Source organism: Thalassospira sp. Z349TD_5, assembly GCF_056173045.1.
Map to the genome: position 1 here is coordinate 3,483,929 of NZ_CM149654.1, position 20,233 is coordinate 3,504,161.

At 51.9% G+C, this 20,233-nt stretch carries 18 protein-coding genes and 1 pseudogene; 13 read left to right on the forward strand and 6 right to left on the reverse strand.

Annotated features, from left to right (window positions below):
• Positions 1 to 67 precede the first annotated feature (67 nt).
• The gene (locus AC0VXT_RS16055; protein WP_475546219.1) at positions 68 to 1,063 is read left to right on the forward strand and encodes a response regulator; all 996 of its coding nucleotides are present in this window, start codon (positions 68 to 70) and stop codon (positions 1,061 to 1,063) included.
• Positions 1,060 to 1,392: an Hpt domain-containing protein gene (locus AC0VXT_RS16060; protein ID WP_475546220.1), complete on the forward strand. Its 333-nt coding sequence runs from the start codon at positions 1,060 to 1,062 to the stop codon at positions 1,390 to 1,392. Before AC0VXT_RS16055 ends, AC0VXT_RS16060 begins: the two co-directional genes overlap by 4 nt.
• 242 nt (positions 1,393 to 1,634) lie before the next feature.
• Here AC0VXT_RS16060 and AC0VXT_RS16065 read toward each other — a convergent pair.
• The 4 genes and pseudogenes from AC0VXT_RS16065 to AC0VXT_RS16080 form a co-directional block, all read right to left on the reverse strand.
• Positions 1,635 to 2,383 (reverse strand): annotated as a pseudogene (locus AC0VXT_RS16065) (IS5 family transposase).
• 384 nt (positions 2,384 to 2,767) lie between these two features.
• Positions 2,768 to 3,760 (reverse strand): LysR family transcriptional regulator, encoded by a 993-nt coding sequence (locus AC0VXT_RS16070; RefSeq protein ID WP_475546221.1) that lies wholly within the window; start codon positions 3,758 to 3,760, stop codon positions 2,768 to 2,770.
• Between the two features lie 114 nt (positions 3,761 to 3,874).
• The gene (locus AC0VXT_RS16075) at positions 3,875 to 4,810 is read right to left on the reverse strand and encodes a pirin family protein (protein ID WP_475546222.1); all 936 of its coding nucleotides are present in this window, start codon (positions 4,808 to 4,810) and stop codon (positions 3,875 to 3,877) included.
• A 197-nt stretch (positions 4,811 to 5,007) separates the two neighbouring features.
• Positions 5,008 to 5,931 carry a LysR family transcriptional regulator gene (locus AC0VXT_RS16080; protein ID WP_475546223.1) on the reverse strand — a complete coding sequence of 308 codons (924 nt, stop codon included), beginning with the start codon at positions 5,929 to 5,931 and terminating at the stop codon, positions 5,008 to 5,010.
• Between the two features lie 113 nt (positions 5,932 to 6,044).
• On the opposite strand from AC0VXT_RS16080, the gene AC0VXT_RS16085 reads away from it, so the two are divergent.
• The 8 genes from AC0VXT_RS16085 to AC0VXT_RS16120 all read left to right on the forward strand — a co-directional run bounded on the left by AC0VXT_RS16085 (position 6,045) and on the right by AC0VXT_RS16120 (position 13,660).
• Complete coding sequence (locus AC0VXT_RS16085; protein WP_475546224.1) at positions 6,045 to 6,689, forward strand: hydrolase; 645 nt, start codon at positions 6,045 to 6,047, stop codon at positions 6,687 to 6,689.
• Positions 6,690 to 6,866: 177 nt separating this feature from the next.
• On the forward strand, positions 6,867 to 7,502 hold the full coding sequence (locus AC0VXT_RS16090; RefSeq protein WP_475546225.1) for a LysE family translocator: 636 nt from the start codon (positions 6,867 to 6,869) through the stop codon (positions 7,500 to 7,502).
• 67 nt (positions 7,503 to 7,569) lie between these two features.
• Complete coding sequence (locus AC0VXT_RS16095; RefSeq protein ID WP_475546226.1) at positions 7,570 to 8,247, forward strand: hydrolase; 678 nt, start codon at positions 7,570 to 7,572, stop codon at positions 8,245 to 8,247.
• A 141-nt stretch (positions 8,248 to 8,388) separates the two neighbouring features.
• Positions 8,389 to 10,335: an amidohydrolase gene (locus tag AC0VXT_RS16100; protein ID WP_475546227.1), complete on the forward strand. Its 1,947-nt coding sequence runs from the start codon at positions 8,389 to 8,391 to the stop codon at positions 10,333 to 10,335.
• 14 nt (positions 10,336 to 10,349) lie between these two features.
• Positions 10,350 to 10,628 (forward strand): DUF1427 family protein, encoded by a 279-nt coding sequence (locus AC0VXT_RS16105; protein WP_475546228.1) that lies wholly within the window; start codon positions 10,350 to 10,352, stop codon positions 10,626 to 10,628.
• Positions 10,629 to 10,733: 105 nt separating this feature from the next.
• A complete protein-coding gene (locus tag AC0VXT_RS16110) occupies positions 10,734 to 11,147 on the forward strand; it encodes a DoxX family protein (protein WP_475546229.1) in 414 nt (137 codons plus the stop codon).
• A gap of 61 nt (positions 11,148 to 11,208) precedes the next feature.
• On the forward strand, positions 11,209 to 12,798 hold the full coding sequence (locus AC0VXT_RS16115) for an MFS transporter (protein ID WP_475546230.1): 1,590 nt from the start codon (positions 11,209 to 11,211) through the stop codon (positions 12,796 to 12,798).
• Between the two features lie 85 nt (positions 12,799 to 12,883).
• Positions 12,884 to 13,660: a substrate-binding periplasmic protein gene (locus AC0VXT_RS16120; RefSeq protein WP_475546231.1), complete on the forward strand. Its 777-nt coding sequence runs from the start codon at positions 12,884 to 12,886 to the stop codon at positions 13,658 to 13,660.
• Between the two features lie 222 nt (positions 13,661 to 13,882).
• Here AC0VXT_RS16120 and AC0VXT_RS16125 read toward each other — a convergent pair whose 3' ends face one another.
• Both AC0VXT_RS16125 and AC0VXT_RS16130 read right to left on the reverse strand, forming a co-directional pair.
• Positions 13,883 to 15,394, reverse strand: coding sequence for an aldehyde dehydrogenase family protein (locus AC0VXT_RS16125; protein ID WP_475546232.1), 1,512 nt, complete (start codon positions 15,392 to 15,394; stop codon positions 13,883 to 13,885).
• Positions 15,395 to 15,408: 14 nt separating this feature from the next.
• The gene (locus AC0VXT_RS16130; protein WP_475546233.1) at positions 15,409 to 15,723 is read right to left on the reverse strand and encodes a hypothetical protein; all 315 of its coding nucleotides are present in this window, start codon (positions 15,721 to 15,723) and stop codon (positions 15,409 to 15,411) included.
• Positions 15,724 to 15,897: 174 nt separating this feature from the next.
• On the opposite strand from AC0VXT_RS16130, the gene AC0VXT_RS16135 reads away from it, so the two are divergent.
• From AC0VXT_RS16135 to AC0VXT_RS16145, 3 genes are all read left to right on the forward strand, one after another.
• Complete coding sequence (locus AC0VXT_RS16135) at positions 15,898 to 16,806, forward strand: LysR family transcriptional regulator (RefSeq protein ID WP_475546234.1); 909 nt, start codon at positions 15,898 to 15,900, stop codon at positions 16,804 to 16,806.
• Between the two features lie 317 nt (positions 16,807 to 17,123).
• Complete coding sequence (locus tag AC0VXT_RS16140; RefSeq protein ID WP_475546235.1) at positions 17,124 to 18,746, forward strand: GMC family oxidoreductase; 1,623 nt, start codon at positions 17,124 to 17,126, stop codon at positions 18,744 to 18,746.
• A gap of 441 nt (positions 18,747 to 19,187) precedes the next feature.
• Positions 19,188 to 20,171, forward strand: a complete 984-nt coding sequence (locus AC0VXT_RS16145) for an alpha/beta fold hydrolase (protein WP_475546236.1) — start codon at positions 19,188 to 19,190, stop codon at positions 20,169 to 20,171.
• The last annotated feature ends 62 nt before the right edge of the window (positions 20,172 to 20,233 follow it).

A 20,233-nucleotide genomic window follows, 5' to 3' on the forward strand; every position in this document is an offset into this window, starting at 1 on the left:
CAGCGAGGATATGACACCTTCCCGACCCATACGACTTTTGATCTGTGATGATTCGGTGTTCATGCGCATGGCGATCAGAACCGTGTGCGATGCACATCCTGATATCGAAATCATCGGCGAAGCAGAAGATGGCGAAGACGCAATCCGTGCGGTCAAAGAACTGTCCCCTGACATCGTGACCATGGATATTTCAATGCCAGGACTTGATGGTGTTGCGGCCACAACTGAAATTGCTCAGACACATGACGTGCCAATCATTATCCTGAGTTCTCTGACAGAACGCCGAAGTGCTCTTGCAGAGCGCCTCATGGAAGTTGGTGCAGTTGATGTCATCTGGAAATCAGCTTCGCTGATGGACATCGATATAGACGGCATTGCCAACACAATCCTTGAAAAAATTCTCTTTTGGGGACGGCATCATGCTCCTGCGACAGACGACAATGATATCTGGTCGAAACCTTCCGAAGACGAGTTGAAAGCACTTCAGAGCCGGATCGACAGCAGCGACTCCTCCCACAATTTTCTCCTGATCAGTATGGGTGCAGGAAGTCAGGACAGCGTCACGGCTTTGTTCGGGAAACTTGGCAACCACTGCCCTCCAATTATTATCCAGCCGAATGTTCCGCAGTCCTGTCTGGATGGGTTCATCCGTTATCTTCGTAAAAGAACATCTATTCCTGTAATGATTGCCCAAGATGGCCAGAAACTTGAAAATGGGCATATTTACTGTGCTTTCGCATCTGCAGGACTTGCTCTGGAAAGCCTTGAGGAAGGCACCTTTTCATTTTGTATTTCGAAAGGTGTCAGAAGTCCTGATCTTCAATTGTCATGGCTGCATCAAACACTTGTCGCAATCGGCGCGCGTCCTCTTACGATTGTATTATCGGGTGCCTCGGTTGAGACGTGCTCGAATATCTTGAACACGTCTCAAAATAACGCAGTAATCGTTGAAACTCCCGCAACGTGTCCTCAAGCACAAGCAGTTGCCCATATTTCTCATAAATTTTCCCACAGCATCGAGTGCCCTGCTGGAACAATTGGCGCGTTAATGAGGACGCTATGACTCTATTGAACGATGCCCAAAAAGCAGATCTCAAATCCAAACTGAAAAAGCTTCAGGACGACTATGCCAAAAGCATTCCGGAAAAATTGACTGAGATATCGACGAGCTGGGAACAATATGTAAACCGGCAGGATGATGCATCAATTCATCACCTGATAAATTGCACACACAAACTTGCCGGAACAGCCAAAACATATGGCTTTGCGGAAATCGGTACTTTAGCTAGCAACGCTGAAGATGAACTAATTGCTTTGCATGAACAAACACCATCAGACCGAGAGATTTCAGCTTCATCACAAGCAATCGAAAAGTTGGTCAAATATCGATGAACGCTGAGGTGTTCACAAAGAAAACTCCCAGACCATGCAAGGCATTAACGACGTCATAACCCCGAATTATGACAAATCGGCATCTGCCAGATTAAAGGCACACTGGTACTTAAACGTTTGGCGGATTTTGGGAGGAGGTTGTCAGGTGCCACAAAGGTGACATTCGACATGCTGTGAAACCAACTACTTAGCATGCTTGATTGCCAGAAAAGGTGACATTTTTCAGCAGTTAGGGTCTGGACTCAATTGGCCCAACATCTGATTGCAAAAATCCGGACCATATTAAGGAAGTTTTCTGCGGACTTTTCGTATCGGATGGTCAGCCGCCTCATATCCTTCATACGGCAGAAGAAACGCTCAACAAGATTGCGTTTGGCGTAAAGACCCGCGTCATGAGGGATAGGCTTTCTGGCATTTGCCTTGGCGGGGATCACCGGCAAGGCACCTTCATCCTCTATCTCCCGACGGATACGTGCACTGCCATAAGCCTTGTCGGCGACAATGGCCAATGGTGGTTTTGACCAATTCAGGAAGCAGTCGATCATCTTACTGTCATGGAGTTGTCCGCCACTGATCGCAAGACGCAACGGGCGACCGAGTGCATCTACAGCGGCGTGAACTTTACTTATCCTGCCGCCGCGTGAGCGTCCAATACCCTCTGCCAGTTCCCCTTTTTTGACCCAGCCGCTGCGCGGTGAGCCTTCACAATCGAACTGTCGATAAAGACAAGGGCATCTTCATATTCTGATGCCAGTGCCTCGAATATCTCGCGCCATATACCGCGTTCTCCCCAACGGACATAACGATTATAGACTGTTGTAGGCGGGCCATATCTTCCCGGAAGATCCCGCCAGGGTGCATCGGTTCGAAGAATGTAGAAAATGTCATTGAGAACGGTCCTGTCGTCGCGACGCTTCGGTCCCCGACCGTCAACCGGAAGAAGAGGAGCAATGATTGCCCATTCTTTATCGCTCAAATCAAATCGTGCCATGTGATAACTCCCTTTCCCAAAGGGTGAATCACATTTCGACTATAAATTTCAAGCGTTCCAATTGGGTTCAGACCCTAGTCTGACCGTGGGACACATTCAATGTAACTGTCAGGTGCCACAAAAGGTGACATCCGATATGCAGCAGAATCAATAACTTGATTTATCCGTTTGCCAGATAAGTTGACACCGATTGACACATAAGCTGACAAAAATCTGCGGAATTGACAGAAAAGATGACAATTCTCTTTTTATCGTCTTTTTGGATGAAAAAAGACAAAGCTGCGATCATGGCGCACGGCATTTAGAATGGGCAACTCGCTTTCCCAAATAGGCTCAATCCTGAATAGATATATTCTCGTTACTTCTGAGATTGGCCTGTGCGAGTTAACCAGAGTTTTGCAATAAGCCTCCAGCTCTCCCCCCAAGACATCGATTTTGTTCGAAATACTCAATCAGCATTTCGGTAAGTAGTTGAACTTTTCGCACCGGATGCTGGCCAGGTGGTCTGACAACATATGCAGCCGCAGGCGGTGGGGGATAGCTTGTCATAACCGGAATGAGTGCGCCGGATCTTAAATATTCACAGATCAAGCTGTCGGGAAGGTATGCAAGGCCCAGCCCCGACGTTGCCGCAGCGGTAAGTGCGATACCGTTGTCAGATTTGAAGCGTCCCTGTGGCTGGACCGTGACGACCTTGTCGCAATCCATAAATCTCCAGGACTCTGTTCCCTGCATAAGGGCCTGATGCTCTATGAGTTCCAGGGGCGTTTCCGGAGCGCCATGTACCTTGATGTAAGACGGACTAGCGACAAGTTGCAAATAGACGGTGCCGATGCGTTTAGCGAGCAAATTGGAGTTTTGAAGGTACCCCACACGGATCGCGCAATCAAAACCCTCGCTAATAAGATCAACAAAGCGGTCGCTATAGGAAGCATGAAGCTGAAGCCGAGGATAGCGCAGTGCCATGTTTGTAAGCACGGGGGCAAAGTGTGTTGGCCCCAAGGAGAGCGGCATGGCAATTCGAAGGCGACCGCGAAGATCACCCGTTGGCATAATCGTTTCCCTTGCCTGTTCGATTTCGGCAGTGACCCTTATGGCGTATTCTCGAAATGTAACGCCAGCTTCAGTAAGGGCAGCGCCGCGCGTTGTTCGCGCAAGAAGCTGAACACCAAGCGCTGATTCCAGACGCAAAAGCCGTCGACTGACGATTGATTTGGATAGACCCAGTCGGCGCGCAGCAGGGGAAATCCCCCCGGAATCAGCAACCCCAACGAATGTTTCTAAGTCTTCTATATTCAATTTGGCGTTCTCAATTTCACAACACAGCAGCACGCCAAGAGGTGTTGGTTTGCCGCGTGCAGAACTGCACGTGTCCATCTCATGGATGTAGCGCGGGTGATGGCTGTGATCTCAGGAAAAGACGTTTTGAAATGAACGCGAAAGCATCGCCAGACTGACTTGGCTGTCGAGGACATGTTCCGTCGCAGCGGTTCAATCCGGTAGTGGGATGTGCTCATCACGGTCACTGATGGGAAGATCGAAACGCCCCCTACCCCAGTTTGCGGCACGCCATTCGGCTTTGGCTTCTTCGATACGCTCTTGTGATGAGGCAACGAAGTTCCACCAGATGTAACGTGGTCCTTCAAGGGTGGCGCCGCCAAGGATCATAAGCCGTGCGCCTCTATCACCAGCCGCAACTGTGATTTTGTCGCCTGGACGGAAGACCATCATTTGAGATGCCTCATATTCTTGTCCAGCGATCGATATCGTCCCTTCAACGATGTAGATGCCTCTGTCCTCATGATCATCGGGCAATGGCAATCGAACTCCTGCTTCGAGCACCACATCGGCGTAAAAGGTTTCTGAGAGCATTGTCGCGGGGGCAGATTTGCCATAGGCGTTGCCGAGAATAAGTCGAAGCTTGACGCCGGAATCCTCGATTGTTGGCAGCGTTTCCTTATTATGGTGTTCGAATGTCGGTGCCATGTCTTCGTACTGATCGGGTAGTGCGAGCCAAGTCTGTATCCCGAACAAACTGTTGGGCCCAGACCGGGCTTGCGCTGAAGTCCGCTCTGAGTGGGAAACACCGCGCCCGGCAACCATCCAGTTTAACTCGCCAGGACGGATGATCTGGTCTGCACCGGTACTGTCGCGATGATGGAAATCGCCGCGGAAAAGATACGTGACTGTGCCAAGGCCAATATGCGGGTGTGGTCTTACATCGACACCTTGGCCGGTCAGGAACTCGGCTGGTCCTGCTTGATCAAAGAAGATGAAAGGGCCCACCATCTGCCGCTTTGGTGCCGGCAGGGCGCGACGAACTTCGAAATCGCCAAGGTCTCTTGCGCGCGGGACAATAAGTGTCTCAATCGCGTCCGTATCTACATCATCGGGACAGCCCGGTTGTAATGCTGGATTCCAACTCATACGCATCTTCCTCTCTGATCATTTTGTCGTTCTGATCTGACAGGCAAGATGCTCTACCAGGCCGACGAACACCTCAGAGTGGCGTATGTTTTTTCGCTCCGCTAGTCACGCTATGCGCTTAACTGTGTCGCGCGAAGTGGAATGTCTGCCGGGAACAGGCTTGTTCGGGATCTCTGGGTTGGCGCTTGCCCGCATATTCAGGGGTCTTGTTCCCAGAGATGGGGATTGGATTGGACATGCTCAATCAGCATTTCGGTCAGTATGCGCACTTTCCGGTCCGGGTAACTTCCGGGTGGACGGACCACATAGGCAGCCCCGGATTTGGGTGGATATTGCGGCATCACCGGAACGAGGGCACCGGAGACCAGATATTCATGGGTAAGGCAATTGGGAAGACATCCAATACCAAGACCCGCTGCGGCAGCAGCAGTCAGGGCAATGCCATTGTCGGACTTGAAACGCCCTTGCGGCTGCACCGTAACGGTTTTGTCACCGTCCATCAGATACCATGACTCGGTACCCTGTAAGACGGCTTGATGGAACACAATGTCTTCGGGCGTTTCAGGCGCGCCATGCGTCTCGATGTAAGAGGGGCTTGCAACGAGCTTGCCATGGATCGGCCCAACATGCTTTGCAAGCAGGTTGGAATCGGGAAGAAGGCCCACCCGGATCGCACAATCAAATCCCTCGGCAATAAGGTTGACAAAGCGATCACTATAGCAGGCATTGATCTGAAGCTGGGGATAGCGTTGCGCCATTTTTGCAAGCACGGGGGCAAAGTGCGTCGGACCAAACGAAAGCGGCATGGCGATACGAATTCGGCCACAAAGTTCACCTGTTGGCAGCAGTGTGTCCTTTGCCAACTCTAACTCATCCCGAATCCGCGCAGCATGTTCGCGAAATGTAACTCCCGCCTCGGTCAGGGCGGCACCGCGGGTCGTTCGCGCCAGAAGCTGGACACCAAGCGCTGATTCCAGACGCAAAAGCCGTTGACTGACGATTGACTTGGATAGACCCAGTTGACGTGCAGCAGGGGAAATCCCCCCAGAATCAGCAACTTCTACAAATGTTTCTAATTCATCTATGTCCAATGTCGTGTTCCCCGTGTTGCGACACAGCATATCATATACGGGTACTAGTGTCTTATCCAGAGACCTGAGACTGTCAGTTCATAGGGCCCCTAAAAATCAACCTGAGCAAACGAGCCCTGATTAAAAAACAGAAGGGACAGTCTATGAATATTCGTAATGGCCTCGATTCACTTCTTCGCCCCGAAGACTCAGTACTTGTGCTGATCGACCATCAACCCTACCAACTTGCAAACCTCAACAGCCACGACCCTCATATGGTGGTGAACAATACGGTGGGACTGGCAAAAGCTGCCAAGGCGTTTGGCGTGCCTACCATCTTAACAACTGTAATTGCACGTCAGGGCGGCAATATTTTTCCCCAGATTGCCGATGTCTTCCCGAGACAGGAAATTATTGACCGTACTTTGATCAACACTTGGCAAGACCCCAAAGTGGTAGATGTCGTCAAGGAAACGGGTCGCAAGCAACTTGTCATAGCGGGTCTGTGGACCGAAGTCTGTGTCGCTATGCCAACGATTCAGGCCCTTGGCGAAGGGTGGGATGTCACGGTCATAACCGATGCATCCGGTGGAGTTTCAGTTGAGGCACATGAAGTCGCTATCCAGCGGATGATCGCAGCTGGCGCGAATATGATGACATGGCTGGCTCTGGCTTCCGAATGGCAACGCGACTGGGCGCGCGAAGAACATATTCCCGAGCTTGCCGAGATACTTAAGCAACATGCCGGGGCGAGTGGTGTCGCATTCCAATGGGAACAGCAACTGCTTAACACACCGGTCCCTGGCTAGGGATAAATAATGGACTGATCAGATTCCAGATGAACGCCTGAGGATTTGTCACGACTCTTCATCACTTCTTGAGAGTCAGACTAGAAACGGCGATCTGCTTTGTAAAAAGACAGGAAAACTATTGGGTTACTTTAACCTTTTCTGTTTCGTTGAACAAATTATTGTCTTGGGTGTGCAATGGAATTATCATCATATCTTGCTTTTATCTTGATCAGCGCAGCTCAAAGCGCGACGCCCGGTCCGTCGACATTGTTTCTCGTCAACAATGCTCTTGCCTTTGGATGGCGTCGCGCATTGGGTGCGCTAAGTGGTGATCTTGTCGCAATTGCACTGCTGGCGACACTCTCGGTGGTGGGCTTGGGGGCTTTGCTCGAAGCGTATCCACTGATTTTTCTCAGCCTGCGCTTGCTTGGTGCGTTCTATGTTCTGTGGCTGGGATGGACCTACCTCAGACCCATCGACCAACCGCAAGAGGCCAAGGGAACTGCTGAGATAGCACGTGGACGCGACGGATTGTCCCTCTGGTTTTACTCATTCGGCGTCGGGATCAGCAACCCAAAGGCCGTTCTGTTTTTTGCGGCACTGTTCCCGCAGTTCATTCCCGCAGAGAGCGGCCCACCTGTTCTGGCACTTCTGGTTTTAACGTTTGTCGTCGCAAAGCTTGTTGTTCTGGGAGGGTACGCGATCGGCGCGCGGCGCGTCGTAAAGATGTTTCAAAAACCAGAACATGCAAAGCGTGGGCGTGCGTTGACCGGTATCATCTTTGTCGTTTTTGGTGTGCTGATGATCGTGTCTGCGATCCCGACTTCCTAGGCCCATGCCCTTCCCCGGCGCTTATTGCATTCAGGCAATGGCGTTTTATCAAACAGGAGACCTAAAAATGGAAAAGCTTGAACTTCTTACCCCGAAAAACTCGCAGATCATCTTCATTGATCACCAGCCGCAGATGGCGTTCGGCGTTCAGTCAATTGACCGTCAGGTTCTGAAAAATAACACCGTTGGCCTTGCAAAGGCTGCCAAGATTTTCAACATCCCGACCACGATCACAACCGTCGAAACCGAAAGCTTTTCAGGTCATACCTACCCGGAACTTCTGGCAGTATTCCCGGAAAACCCGCTGCTTGAACGTACCTCTATGAATTCCTGGGATGATCAGAAAGTGCGTGATGCACTTGCCGCAAATGGCCGCAAGAAAGTGATCGTTTCCGGCTTGTGGACCGAAGTCTGCAACAACTCCTTTGCGTTCTGTGCAATGCTTGAAGGCGGCTATGAAATCTACATGGTCGCTGATGCTTCGGGTGGCACATCGGTTAATGCGCATAATTATGCGATGGACCGCATGGTTCAGGCCGGTGTCGTGCCGGTAACCTGGCAGCAGGTTCTTCTTGAGTGGCAGCGCGACTGGGCACATCGCGAAACCTACAACGATGTCATGGAACTGGTAAAAGAACATTCCGGTGCCTACGGCATGGGTGTCGATTACGCCTATACCATGGTTCACAAGGCACCGGAACGTGTCGAACATGGTCCGCGTATCGCCCCGAAGGCAGCCTCCTAAAACCAAAAGCACGACAGAGACCGAACTCTGTCGTGCTTTTCTTCTTTGATACCGACTGCAGTGTACTCATTCCAACCCATTGCAGATAAGACGCTGTTGGTTTGATGCCGGTGAAAAGCTTCAGTTCGAAGGTGATTAAAAATGAAACGGCGCACATTTGTTCAGGGTCTCGCAGCCAGCACCACACTTGGTGCAATTCCGTTCAAACTGGCAAGGAGCAACGAAATGAGCCAGACGGCACAAACCATTATCTATAATGCGAAAATCACAACCCTCGATCCTAAAACCCCCGAAGCCGAAGCCATTGCGATTTCCGATGGCACGGTTCTTGCGGTCGGGGACGAGGCCGAGATACGCAAACTGGCAGACCGCAAAACCCGCATGATCAACGGTGCAGGTCGTCGAATTATCCCGGGGCTTAATGACAGTCACACCCATCTTATTCGTGGCGGTCTTAACTTCAACATGGAATTGCGCTGGGAAAATGTACCATCGGTTGCCGATGCCCTGCGCATGCTTAAAGCGCAAGCTGCCGTTACACCGGCCCCGCAGTGGGTGCGTGTTGTTGGTGGCTGGTCAGAATTCCAGTTTGCCGAACGCCGGATGCCGACACTCGACGAAATCAATGCCGCCGCACCCGACACACCGGTTTTCATTTTGCACCTTTACGGGCGTGCCCTTTTGAACCGGGCCGCAATCAAGGTTCTTGGCTTTGATAAAAGCACCCCAAACCCACCCGGCGGTGTCGTTGAAAAAGACGCCAAGGGCAACCCCACTGGTCTTTTGCTAGCAAAGCCATCTGCTTTGATCCTCTACTCGACGCTGGCCAAGGGGCCGAAACTTCCGATTGAGGATCAGATCAATTCCACCCGTCATTACATGCGTGAAATGAACCGTCTTGGCATCACCAGCGTGATTGATGCTGGTGGTGGCGGCCAAAATTATCCCGAAGATTATGATGTCATTCAGCGTCTGCATGATGATGGGAAAATGACTGTGCGCATTGCCTACAACCTGTTTGCGCAAAATGCCGGGAACGAGCTTAGCGATTATGAACGCTGGGTCGGGATGACCGAACCGGGTGCTGGCGACAACATGCTGCGGATGAATGGTGCGGGTGAAAACCTTGCCTGGTCGGCCGCGGATTTTGAGAACTTCCTTGAACCGCGCCCCGATCCGGCACCGGTAATGGAAAGCGAACTGGAGCCCATCGTCGAATTGCTGGCCGAACGGGAATGGCCGTTCCGTATTCACGCGACCTATGATGAAACCATCGATCGTTTCCTTGGTGTATTCGAACGGGTGAATGGTAAACAGCCATTCAAGACACGGTTCATCATTGATCACGCCGAAACCGTTTCCGAACGCAATATCGAACGGATCAAGGCACTGGGTGGTGGTATTGCTATCCAGCACCGCATGGCATTTCAGGGTGAATATTTCGTTAACCGTTATGGCAAGGATGCCGCCATGGCAACCCCGCCGATTAGCAAAATGCTGGAATATGGGCTTCCGGTTGGTGCAGGAACGGACGCGACTCGCGTTGCATCCTATGATCCTTGGGTCGGTCTTTACTGGTTAACCACTGGTAAGACAGTTGGCGGCATGTCGCTTTACGACAATGACAATGTCCTTGATCGCGAAACCGCCCTTATGCTCTGGACCAAGGGTTCTGCATGGTTCTCGGGTGAAGCGGATGTCAAAGGGACGCTTGCACCCGGACAATATGCCGACCTGGCAATCCTTTCTGCTGACTATCTGAACGTCCGGCCCGAAGAAATTCGTCGGATCAATTCGGTTCTGACCATGGTTGGTGGCAAAGTGGTCTACGGCGAAGACGGCTATCAATCTCTGTCTCCGGAAATACCGCCTGCATCTCCTTCCTGGAGCCCGGTTTTGCACCAGAAAAGCCCGGGTCAGCGCCCCGAACCCAACGTACGCCATGCGGAGCGCTCATGCCATGACGCTTGCAATCATGGTTGTGGTGTCCACGGACATGATCACGGGATCGCTTGGAATAACCCTGTGCCGATCGCCGATGCGAAATCGTTCTGGGGCGCGCTTGGCTGCTCTTGTTTTGCTGTCTAACTCGGGAGGAGAGAATGACCGTGTCCCCTTACATCGTTTCTGTTGGCATCGGAATTGGCGTTGGCGTTGTCTATGCCTTGCTGGGAACCCGATCACCTGCCCCTCCTGTGATTGCCCTGCTGGGACTGCTCGGCATGCTCGCCGGTGAAACTGCAGTTACGTGGGTCAAAGACAGAATGTCGCTTGAGGAAGCGACAGCCCATTGCCTGCATGGCAAATCGTTTCACATGGCAAGTGGTGATAATGGCGCTCAAGCCGAGTGTGACTCAGCATCGACTGAGAAAAAATCATAATCCCCCTGGTGCGCCGGTCAATTCCAATTGGAAACCGGCGCACCGAACCCGCTTTATTACTAAGCAACTGCCAAATTCCGTTTCCTTTATCATGAGTATAAAGTTATGACGCCAGCCCCCATTTCGAAATTGTTAAGCAGCTTTGCACTGGAACTTATTGTCCGGATCGCTCTGACCTGTCCGTTCTGGCTGTCTGGTTTGACAAAACTGTTCAACTGGTCGGCGGCGATAGGTGAGATGAACCATTTTGGACTTTCGCCCGCGGCACCACTGGCAGCAGGCGTTATTCTTCTGCAACTGAGCGGTTCTATTGCAATCATTCTAGGGCGTCAGGTGTGGCTGGCGGCTGGCGCATTGGGACTATTTACCGCTGTTGCGACCCTTATGGCACATGCATACTGGACATTCCCGGAGGCCGAACGCGCTGCACAAAGCAACATATTCTTTGAGCATGTTGCGATCATTGCCGGGCTCGCACTTGTCGCCATTCTGTCCGAAAAAACACACCCACGCGTTTAAAGCGTTTTGCGGCCTTGGTTGCCGACAGCGCGGTGCCACCTTCAGATCAGGAAACACGAAAATGAACGAGACCAAACCAGTTGACACAGGTCCATGGGCACCGTTCCGGCATCGGGCATTTGCTTTTTTGTGGGTGGCAACCGTCATATCAAATGTCGGCACCTGGATGCACGATGTCGGCGCAGGCTGGCTAATGACAGAGCTGTCTCCCTCTCCGCTGGTTGTCTCGCTGGTTCAGGCTGCGACCACATTACCTGTATTCCTGTTTGCAATCTTTGCCGGTGCGCTCGCGGATTTGATGGATCGCAGAAAATTGCTGATTTCCGTCAATCTTGTCATGGCCGGGTTGGCAGCAGGACTATCGGCGATGGTTTATCTGCAATTGGTTACGCCTACTATCCTGATCCTGTTTACATTTTTGATGGGAAGCTGTGCCGCGTTGATGGCACCTGCATGGCAGGCGATTGTTCCAGGACTGGTTGATAAACCCCGTCTTGGAGCTGCGATTGCACTGAATTCCATGGGCATTAATGTCAGCCGTGCAATTGGCCCGGCATTGGCCGGTTTTTTGATTGTCAGTGTTGGTCTGGTTTCTCCCTTTGCGCTCAATACCCTGAGTTTCCTTGGTATTCTTGTCGTTCTTGTCTGCTGGAAACCCGCCGAGACGCGACAGATCATGCCGCGGGAGCGCATGCTCGGCGCCATGCGTGCCGGTTTGCGCTATGTCTTTAACAGCCCGCCGGTGATTGCCACCCTGATCCGCGCGGTTGCATTCTTTTTGTTTGCCAGTGCCTATTGGGCAATGCTGCCTTTGGTTGCACGTACTGTGCTTGACGGCGGGGCGCAGCTTTATGGCATTCTGCTGGCCAGTGTCGGGAGCGGGGCTGTTGCCGGTGCATTTGTTCTACCACGAATCAAGGCACGACTTGGTGCAGACAAAACGGTTATGGCTGGCACGATTGGAACCGCCCTTGTGATGGTAAGCTTCGCTTTGGTGCAGAACCCGATCGTGGCGGTCGTCGCCTCCTTTATCGCGGGGACGTCATGGATTGCGGTTTTATCTTCATTGAATGTGTCCGTCCAAACAGCCCTGCCTGATTGGGTTCGGGCACGGGGTTTGTCTGTCTTTCTAACGCTGTTCTTCGGATCGATGTCAGTTGGCAGTGTGTTTTGGGGCTGGCTTGCCGAGACGTTCTCGATCGAAACAACATTGCTGGCCGCCGGGGCAGGTGCAATCATTCTGATGATGCTCACCATGCGCATCCGCCTTAACCAGGGGGCTGATCTTGATCTCAGCCCCTCAATGCACTGGCCCGAACCGATCCTGTCTGAAAGTATTGAACAGGATCGCGGTCCAGTCATGATCAGAATTTCCTATCGGATCATTCCGGAAAATCTCGAGAGTTTCCGGAGCCTCATGACTGAAATGCGCAAGGCCCGTCAGCGCCATGGTGCCTACCACTGGGGGCTTCATCACGACAGCATTGATCACGACCTGTTTGTCGAAACATGGTCGGAAGGCTCATGGATCGAACATTTGCGTCATCACAAACGGGTATCTGGCGCAGATCGCGAGATTCAGGAAAAGGTCAACCGCCTGCATTCAGGCGACACAAAGCCAAAGGTCGATCATTTAATTGCCGTTAATTGATATGATTCCATTTTTTCAAAAGAAAAAAGATCATTTCTGTCCGAGTTGGACAGGAAAAAGTACAGCAATCTTTTCCGCATTATTGATGACGTTTATAAACACATTCATCGGTGCGGCAATGGCCGAAAATTCATTGGACTTACCGGCCGATGAACATCAAACGGTGACCCTTGCCTGCAATCCATTCCCGGCCGCGATGATTGCTGACAACAACATCATGCCCGGATTTGACGTTGAAATCTTGCGGGCCGCATTTGCCACACGCAACATCACACTTCTAACGCCGTTCTATCCTTGGAAACGGGCCTATTTTCTTGCCCGTGCGGGGCATGTTGATGGCCTATGTTCTTGCAGCTACCTGCAAGAACGCGACACAGATTTCCTGTTTTCTGATGTACTTGGAAATGTCCAGATCGCCTTTTACAGCACACGTGAACACGTTTTCGACCTGATCGACAAAGAAGATGCATCCAAAATGACCATCGGTGTTGTGAATGGGTATAGTCTGGAAGCATTTGCACGGAATGATAAATTTGACGTTGTGATCGCCAATAGTGAAAAGATGCTGGTCAATCTTTTGATATCAAACCGCATTGATGCGGCCTTATCCTTCAGTGTCCCAATGGATTATTACCTGCTCAATGGTGATGAGGACGGGGTCCCCGATGCCAATAAGATCAAGACCAAAGTGATCGATAGAAATCCCTATTATTCCTGCATTTCGCGCAAAATGGAGAAGCCGGATATCCTTCTCGAACAATTGAATACAGGCCTGAAAACGATTCGCCAAAGTGGGCTGTATGACCGCATTTTGGCGAAGTACCGGATGAGACTGGATGCTTCTGCTGCTTTGCAGGAATAAAACTAAAAATTCTGATGTTTATGGCGATGATATGGGGGGCATGCCCCCATATCATACATGACGCTCTGCCTGCGGTGACCTGACGCCGACTCAGATGTATTTCGCCAATTACCAGAAGAGCGATGCGCCGTTGGTGGCCGCCACCATAGTCTCGATATGGCCATAACTTGAATCATAGAGAACAAGGATTTTGGTCATATCATTATCCGAACTGAGAGGTAATCAGCCCGTATAAAGCCCGTGTTTCAAGGCGATATGCTTGTATTCGATAAAGTCTTCGAGGGCGGCGAGGCCGTTGAGCCGTCCGAGACCAGACTGTTTGAAGCCGCCTTCCTCGGTATTGTCATAGACTTTGGCCCAGTCATTGACCCATACGGTCCCCACCTCAAGTGCCTGGGCCAACTTCAAGGATCGGTCTACGTCACGCGTCCAGATGCTTGCGGCAAGACCAAATTCGCTGTCATTGGCGAGCTGTATCGCCTCTGCCTCGTCGCGAAATCGCTGTATTGTCAATACAGGACCAAATGTCTCCTCCTGAAGGATCGACAGGCTGTTATCGGTGATCTCCAGCAAAGCCGGTCGGAAAAACGCGCCTTTCGAAAGCGGCCCGACGGAAACAGGACTGCCCCGCACAACAACATGCGCACCTTCAGCAATCGCATTTTTGACCACCTGATCTACCCGCAGAACATTTTCTCGATCAATCAGCGGCCCCATGTCGCTTGAAGGGTCACTTGCCGGGCCTACTTTCACATCGTCCAGTTGCCGGGCAAGAGTGTCGCGGACCCGTTCAAAGATGCCATCCTGAACAAGCAGACGTGACCCGGTCATGCAGAACTGGCCGGAAAAGACGGTCAGTGCCTTTTCAATCACGGGCAAAGCGGAGTCGATATCGGCATCGTCGAACAGAATCATCGGCGTCTTACCGCCAAGCTCCATACCGAAACGCTTCATCTGTTTGGCACCGACTGCGCCGATGGCCCGGCCTGTACCGGTGCTGCCTGTAAAGCTAATCGCGGGAACATCCGGGCTTTCAACCAAATACGCAGATCCTTCCGGACCGTTTTCAAAGAAGAGGTTGATTACACCATTGGGGAGGTCCTCGGCCTCGGCCATGATTTCTGCCATAACACTTGCCGTCTGCGCGATTTGTGCTGGAAGTTTGATCACTGCGGTGCATCCGGCTGCGAGTGCTGGCGCCAGAGAGCGAATGGTCAGAACCGCAGGAGAGTTCCAGGGTGCTATGATGCCAGCGACACCCATCGGCTGTTTTAGAATCACAGACAGGCTTCCTGGTTTCGGCGTGACCGCCCGGCCACTTTCCATCAGCGCTGTTGCCGCCGAATAACGCAATTTGCTGGGGATCATATCGACTTCGAAGGCCGCTTCACCTTTCACCTTGCCGTTTTCAAGCGACAGGATTTCTATAAGGCGATCACGGTTGCACTCGAATGCCGCAGCAAGCTGATTTAGAACATGTGCCCGCAATTCGTGATCATACGCCCAGGTTGTTTGTTTAAAAGCTTTCGAGGCAGCCGCAACTCCGGCTTTCGCGGCTTCTATACCGTTTTCAGGGTAGTATCCGATGATATCGTAAGTGGCCGGATCAATGGACGGTTTCAATTCCCCGTCATTTGTCTGGACACCGTTGATCCAGTTGAATGCTGTTGCCTGAACAGCTATTCCAGACTTGCCTGGGGCATTGATGGCGACCTTGTTATCGTTGTTCGTCATTGTAGTTATCCCTTTCAATTGTCTGATGGAACAGAACGTTCAACTGGCGCGGTGTTGTTGATCATAGGGACGGCTTTGGATTGAAGGCCGGGTTTGTGAAACATGCGCCCCAAATGGCAAAAGACCTTTCCGACAAGGGGGTCAGTGACATTCGATACGATGATGACGACGACAAGTGTCGAGACGAGAACTCCCAGAGGAAACGGAAATTCTTTAAGCGCATCACCAAATATCGTTAAGAAAACAAGCACTGTTGGATAGACGGCGAGCCAGATCCGCGTGGTCTTTTTCAACCGCACCATAAGGGAATGGTTAAGCTGTCTATACATTGAAGAAACTCCAATACGGATGCCTGTGATGGTGCAAATCTATTGAGACCGGAGGGGGCAGCTAATGAGGTTCTCATCATTTTCCTCCTTGGCGGCATAGATCGTGCGTCATCGACTATCTAAGAAGAACCACCTTGACGGAAGAGGGCTCCGTGTCTCATCATTGCGGACAATATGTCAGCAATAACCTCTTTGGAATCTTTGAGCGGCCTTGTGGCCTTTTCCGTCACGCTGGAGCTGGGAAGCTTTGCGGCGGCAGGGCGCAAGCTTGGTCTATCCGCATCTGCGGTTGGTAAAGCGGTTGACCGGCTCGAGCAGCGGCTTGGCGTCAAATTGCTAACGCGAACGACACGTTCGCTCACCCTCACGGGCGAAGGGGAAATCCTTTACCGATATGCTTCCCGTATTCTCAGCGATCTGCAGGAAGCGGAACTGGAGTTATCCAGCGCACAAAATACGCCACAGGGGCGGCTTAAGATCAGCGTACCAACTGTCATGGGGCGAAGCATTGTTTTGCCCGCTCTTGGCACATTCTCAGCCGACTATCCGGATGTGACGCTGGAAATCAGCCTTGATGATCTGAAAGTTGACCTGATTGAAGGCGGATATGATCTGGTGGTTCGTCTGGGAGAGCTTGAAGATTCCAATCTTCATGCCCGTCGGATCGGGCCGCACGCCTTCACGACCTGCGCTTCACCCAGCTATTTTGCGAAACATGGCACGCCGCAGACGCCCGCAGACCTTGATCGTCATTGCTGTGTTTTATATCGCTTCCCGACAACGGGTCTCCCTGAGAAATGGGCATTTAAAGGCGAATATCGCAGGATGATCGTCAAGCCAGGGATTGTGCTCAATGATGGAGGCGCCCTCGCCTCAGCCGCGCTGGCCGGGCTTGGAATTGTACAGGCACCGCGTTACCTCGTTGCCGAGGATATCAAGGCCGGGCGCTTGATATCCATACTCGACGCATTTACTGACGACCGAGGCACTGTTTCTGTTGTGTGGCCGTCATCGCGAACTAAGGTGGCGCGTGTACGCGCTTTCGTTAATTTCATCTCTCAATGTTTGGCAGACAAGATTTAGATCATTTGTCAGGCCTTACCGTGTCTGCATTTCGTTGACTATTCGCTATCCCGATTAGGGTACGCATAGTCAACAATGGTCGGTCAATGCCGTGGTGACCGCACCATGACCCCCGTGACGAATTGTTGTCCTAAGAGAGGAACGCAGTAATTCAAGACATATTGTCTGGAATGAAGCGACAGACAGCCTTCTACAATACCAGCGCCACTTACAATATTTTTGCGATGTCGGAAATCTATAAGAACCGTCATTCGATAGGGACATGCCTTTTGCGATGTCCCACGGCTTCCACATCAAGAGAGGCGAGGGTCAATATCATGAGTGATACACAAAACAAAACAGGTATTAATCGGCGGGATTTCATCATCGGGACATCCGGTGCCGGTCTGACCGCTGTTGCCTATAGCGGTGCTTTTGCGAAAACGAATGATGGGTCATCATTTTTTGATGTCATCATCGTCGGAGGCGGATCGGCCGGAGCCGTTTTGGCCAGCCGTTTGAGCGAAGATGCGTCCAGACGTGTACTGCTTCTCGAAGCTGGCAAGTCGTATGCGCCGGAAAGTTATCCGGACGCCGTTCGTCTGCAAAGCATCATTGGTGGCGATCCCGAGCATGATTGGGGTTTCACCTCTGAACCGGGATGGGGGGATGTATCTTTCCCTGTGCCCCGTGGAAAGGTTCTGGGCGGATCATCCGCGGTGAATGCCGGTGTCGCAATGCGCGCAACTGCCTCCGACTTTGACCGCTGGACAAAAGCCGGGCTTCCCAATTGGTCGGCTGCTGACGTCCTGCCATTTTATAAAAAGAGTGAACGCACGGTAAATGGTGCCGATGAATTTCACGGTCGCTCTGGTCCGTGGCCAATCCATCAGCTGCAGGATGATGAAATTTCAGATATGCAGCGTGCTTTTATAAAATCCGCCCAGATGGCGGGCTTCCCCAAAGTCGATGATTTTAACGGGGATCAGCCTTTAGGTGTCGGGCCCTATCCTATGAACAATCGTATGGGACAGCGGCTTAACACCGGCATGACGTATTTGTCCAAAGCTGTTCGGGCGCGCAGGAATTTGACCATCAGAAGCGAAGCGCTTGTCGACCGGGTAGATATTATCAAAGGGCGCGCCGAAGCCATCATTCTCGAAAATGGAGAACGCCTTGCCGGTGGTGAAATTGTCCTTTCGGCAGGTGCCTATGGAACACCGGCCATTCTGCTGCGATCAGGCGTTGGCCCTGCTGACAACCTGCGTGGAATGGATATTCCTGTTGTGGCCGATCTGCCGGTAGGGCAACGGTTGCAGGAGCATCCGTTCTTCTACACAACCTGGGCGGCGAAACCGGAACGTATTGGGCTTCCGGTTCCGCCTGTTGGTGCCATTCTTTGGGCACAGTCTTCAAAGGCAGCCCCCGGAGAAGGTGATTTCCATGTAAGTGCTGTGCATTATGGTGACCCGGCCGCTTCGCCAAGCGGTGCCATTTTTATGCTTGCATTGGCGTTAACCCGACCGAAATCCACCGGTACTCTGACCTTGCGAGATCGCAAGGCGACGACATCACCTCGTATCGCGCTCAATATTCTCGGTGAAGTCGAGGATCGGCAGAAAATGGTTGAAGGTATCGAGATGATCCGTCGGATCGCACGTCAGGGGCCGCTTTCCGATATTATTGTTCAGGAACTCGTTCCAGGGGTATCCCTCACCAGCTCCGCCGATCTTATGGCCGTATTGCCAAAGGCACTTGATATCTATCACCATCCAACCTCAACCGCCCCTATGGGGGGACACAACTCCCCACATGCGGTGACAGACTATCAAGGACGCGTGAACGGTGTTGGAAATCTGAGGGTTGCGGATGCATCCAGCTTCCCCGATGTACCTTCGGTTGCCACCAATCCGACCGTTATCATGCTGGCAGAACGCATCAGTGCCTGGATGCGCGCGTAAAATGATGCAGCCACCCCTGCGGTTTCGCCAATAGGCCATCTTAATTAACAAACGTCGCTCGCGATTGCCTCGGATGCGAAGCCCGAGCCCCGGCTCGGGCTTCTCGTTCCTGACAATTGAACCTGTTCACACCGGTTAAGTTGCGAGACATGCTGTTGCGTTTTCTGCGACACAGCTTTCCATCAAGCCCGACTACCGCCCCTTAGGGTCAAGTGATATCAATGTTTTATAGAGCTTCCGGAAAATAACGCATGATCACGCGCCTGCTTTTCGCACGTGAAACGAAACTTGATTTTGAGCCATTGTGGTTCGCGTTCTGGATCTCTGAAGCAGTCATCACAAACGGCTATTAGACGGTCAGGTATACTTATACCAGCTTACAAAAGCCAAGCCCCCTAGCCGTCTGCTTTTCAGCTTTTGAATTACTCCGGGAGTTACTTCATGCCAACTCACGCCCCCAAGCTCACGTTAAATCGACGAGATGCACTTATTTCTGCAACAGCTTTCGCCGCAAGTTTAGCCATTCCGTTGGGCACTTCGCATGCTGCGCCCCCCACCGTTCAACATCTTCCAACAGGAGAAGACACCATGGGCTACATCACGACTGAGGATGGCGTACAGATTTTCTACAAGGACTGGGGCCCAAAAGACGCCCAGCCCATCGTATTTCACCATGGTTGGCCACTCAGTGCGGATGACTGGGATGCCCAGATGATCTTCTTCCTGTCGAAGGGATATCGCGTCGTGGCACATGACCGCCGTGGACACGGCCGATCCGAACAGGTTTCCGAAAGCCACGATATTGACCATTACGCAGCAGATGCATTCGCTGTCGTCAAAGCACTTGATTTGCGAAACGCGGTTCATATCGGCCACTCCACAGGTGGGGGCGAAGTTGCCCGCTATGTAGCACGACATGGAGAACCGGCAGGTCGGGTTGCCAAAGCTGTTCTTGTTGCTGCCATCACGCCGCTGATGTTGAAGACTGCGGACAATCCCGAAGGCACGCCAATGGAAGTTTTCGATGGATTCCGGGCAGCCCTGGCGAGCAACCGTGCTCAGTTCTTCCGTGATATTCCATCCGGTCCGTTCTTTGGATTCAATCGCGAAGGTACGGTTGCGAGCGAAGGCGTGATCCAAAACTGGTGGCGTCAAGGCATGATGGGCAGTGCCAAAGCACATTATGATGGTATCAAGGCGTTTTCGGAAACAGACCTGACCGACGACCTCAAAGCCATTAACGTACCAACTTTGGTGCTGCATGGTGAGGACGATCAGATTGTTCCGATCGCGGCCTCAGCCTTGAAAGCCGTTAAACTGCTCCCGAACGGTTCCTTGAAAACTTATCCTAGGTTTTCACATGGAATGTTGACCGTCAATGCGGATGTACTTAACGCCGACCTTTTGAAGTTCGTTGCCAACTGATGTGACAATGGAATTTACGTTCAGAAAACGGGTGGCTGTCAGAAAATCCAACAGCCACCCGA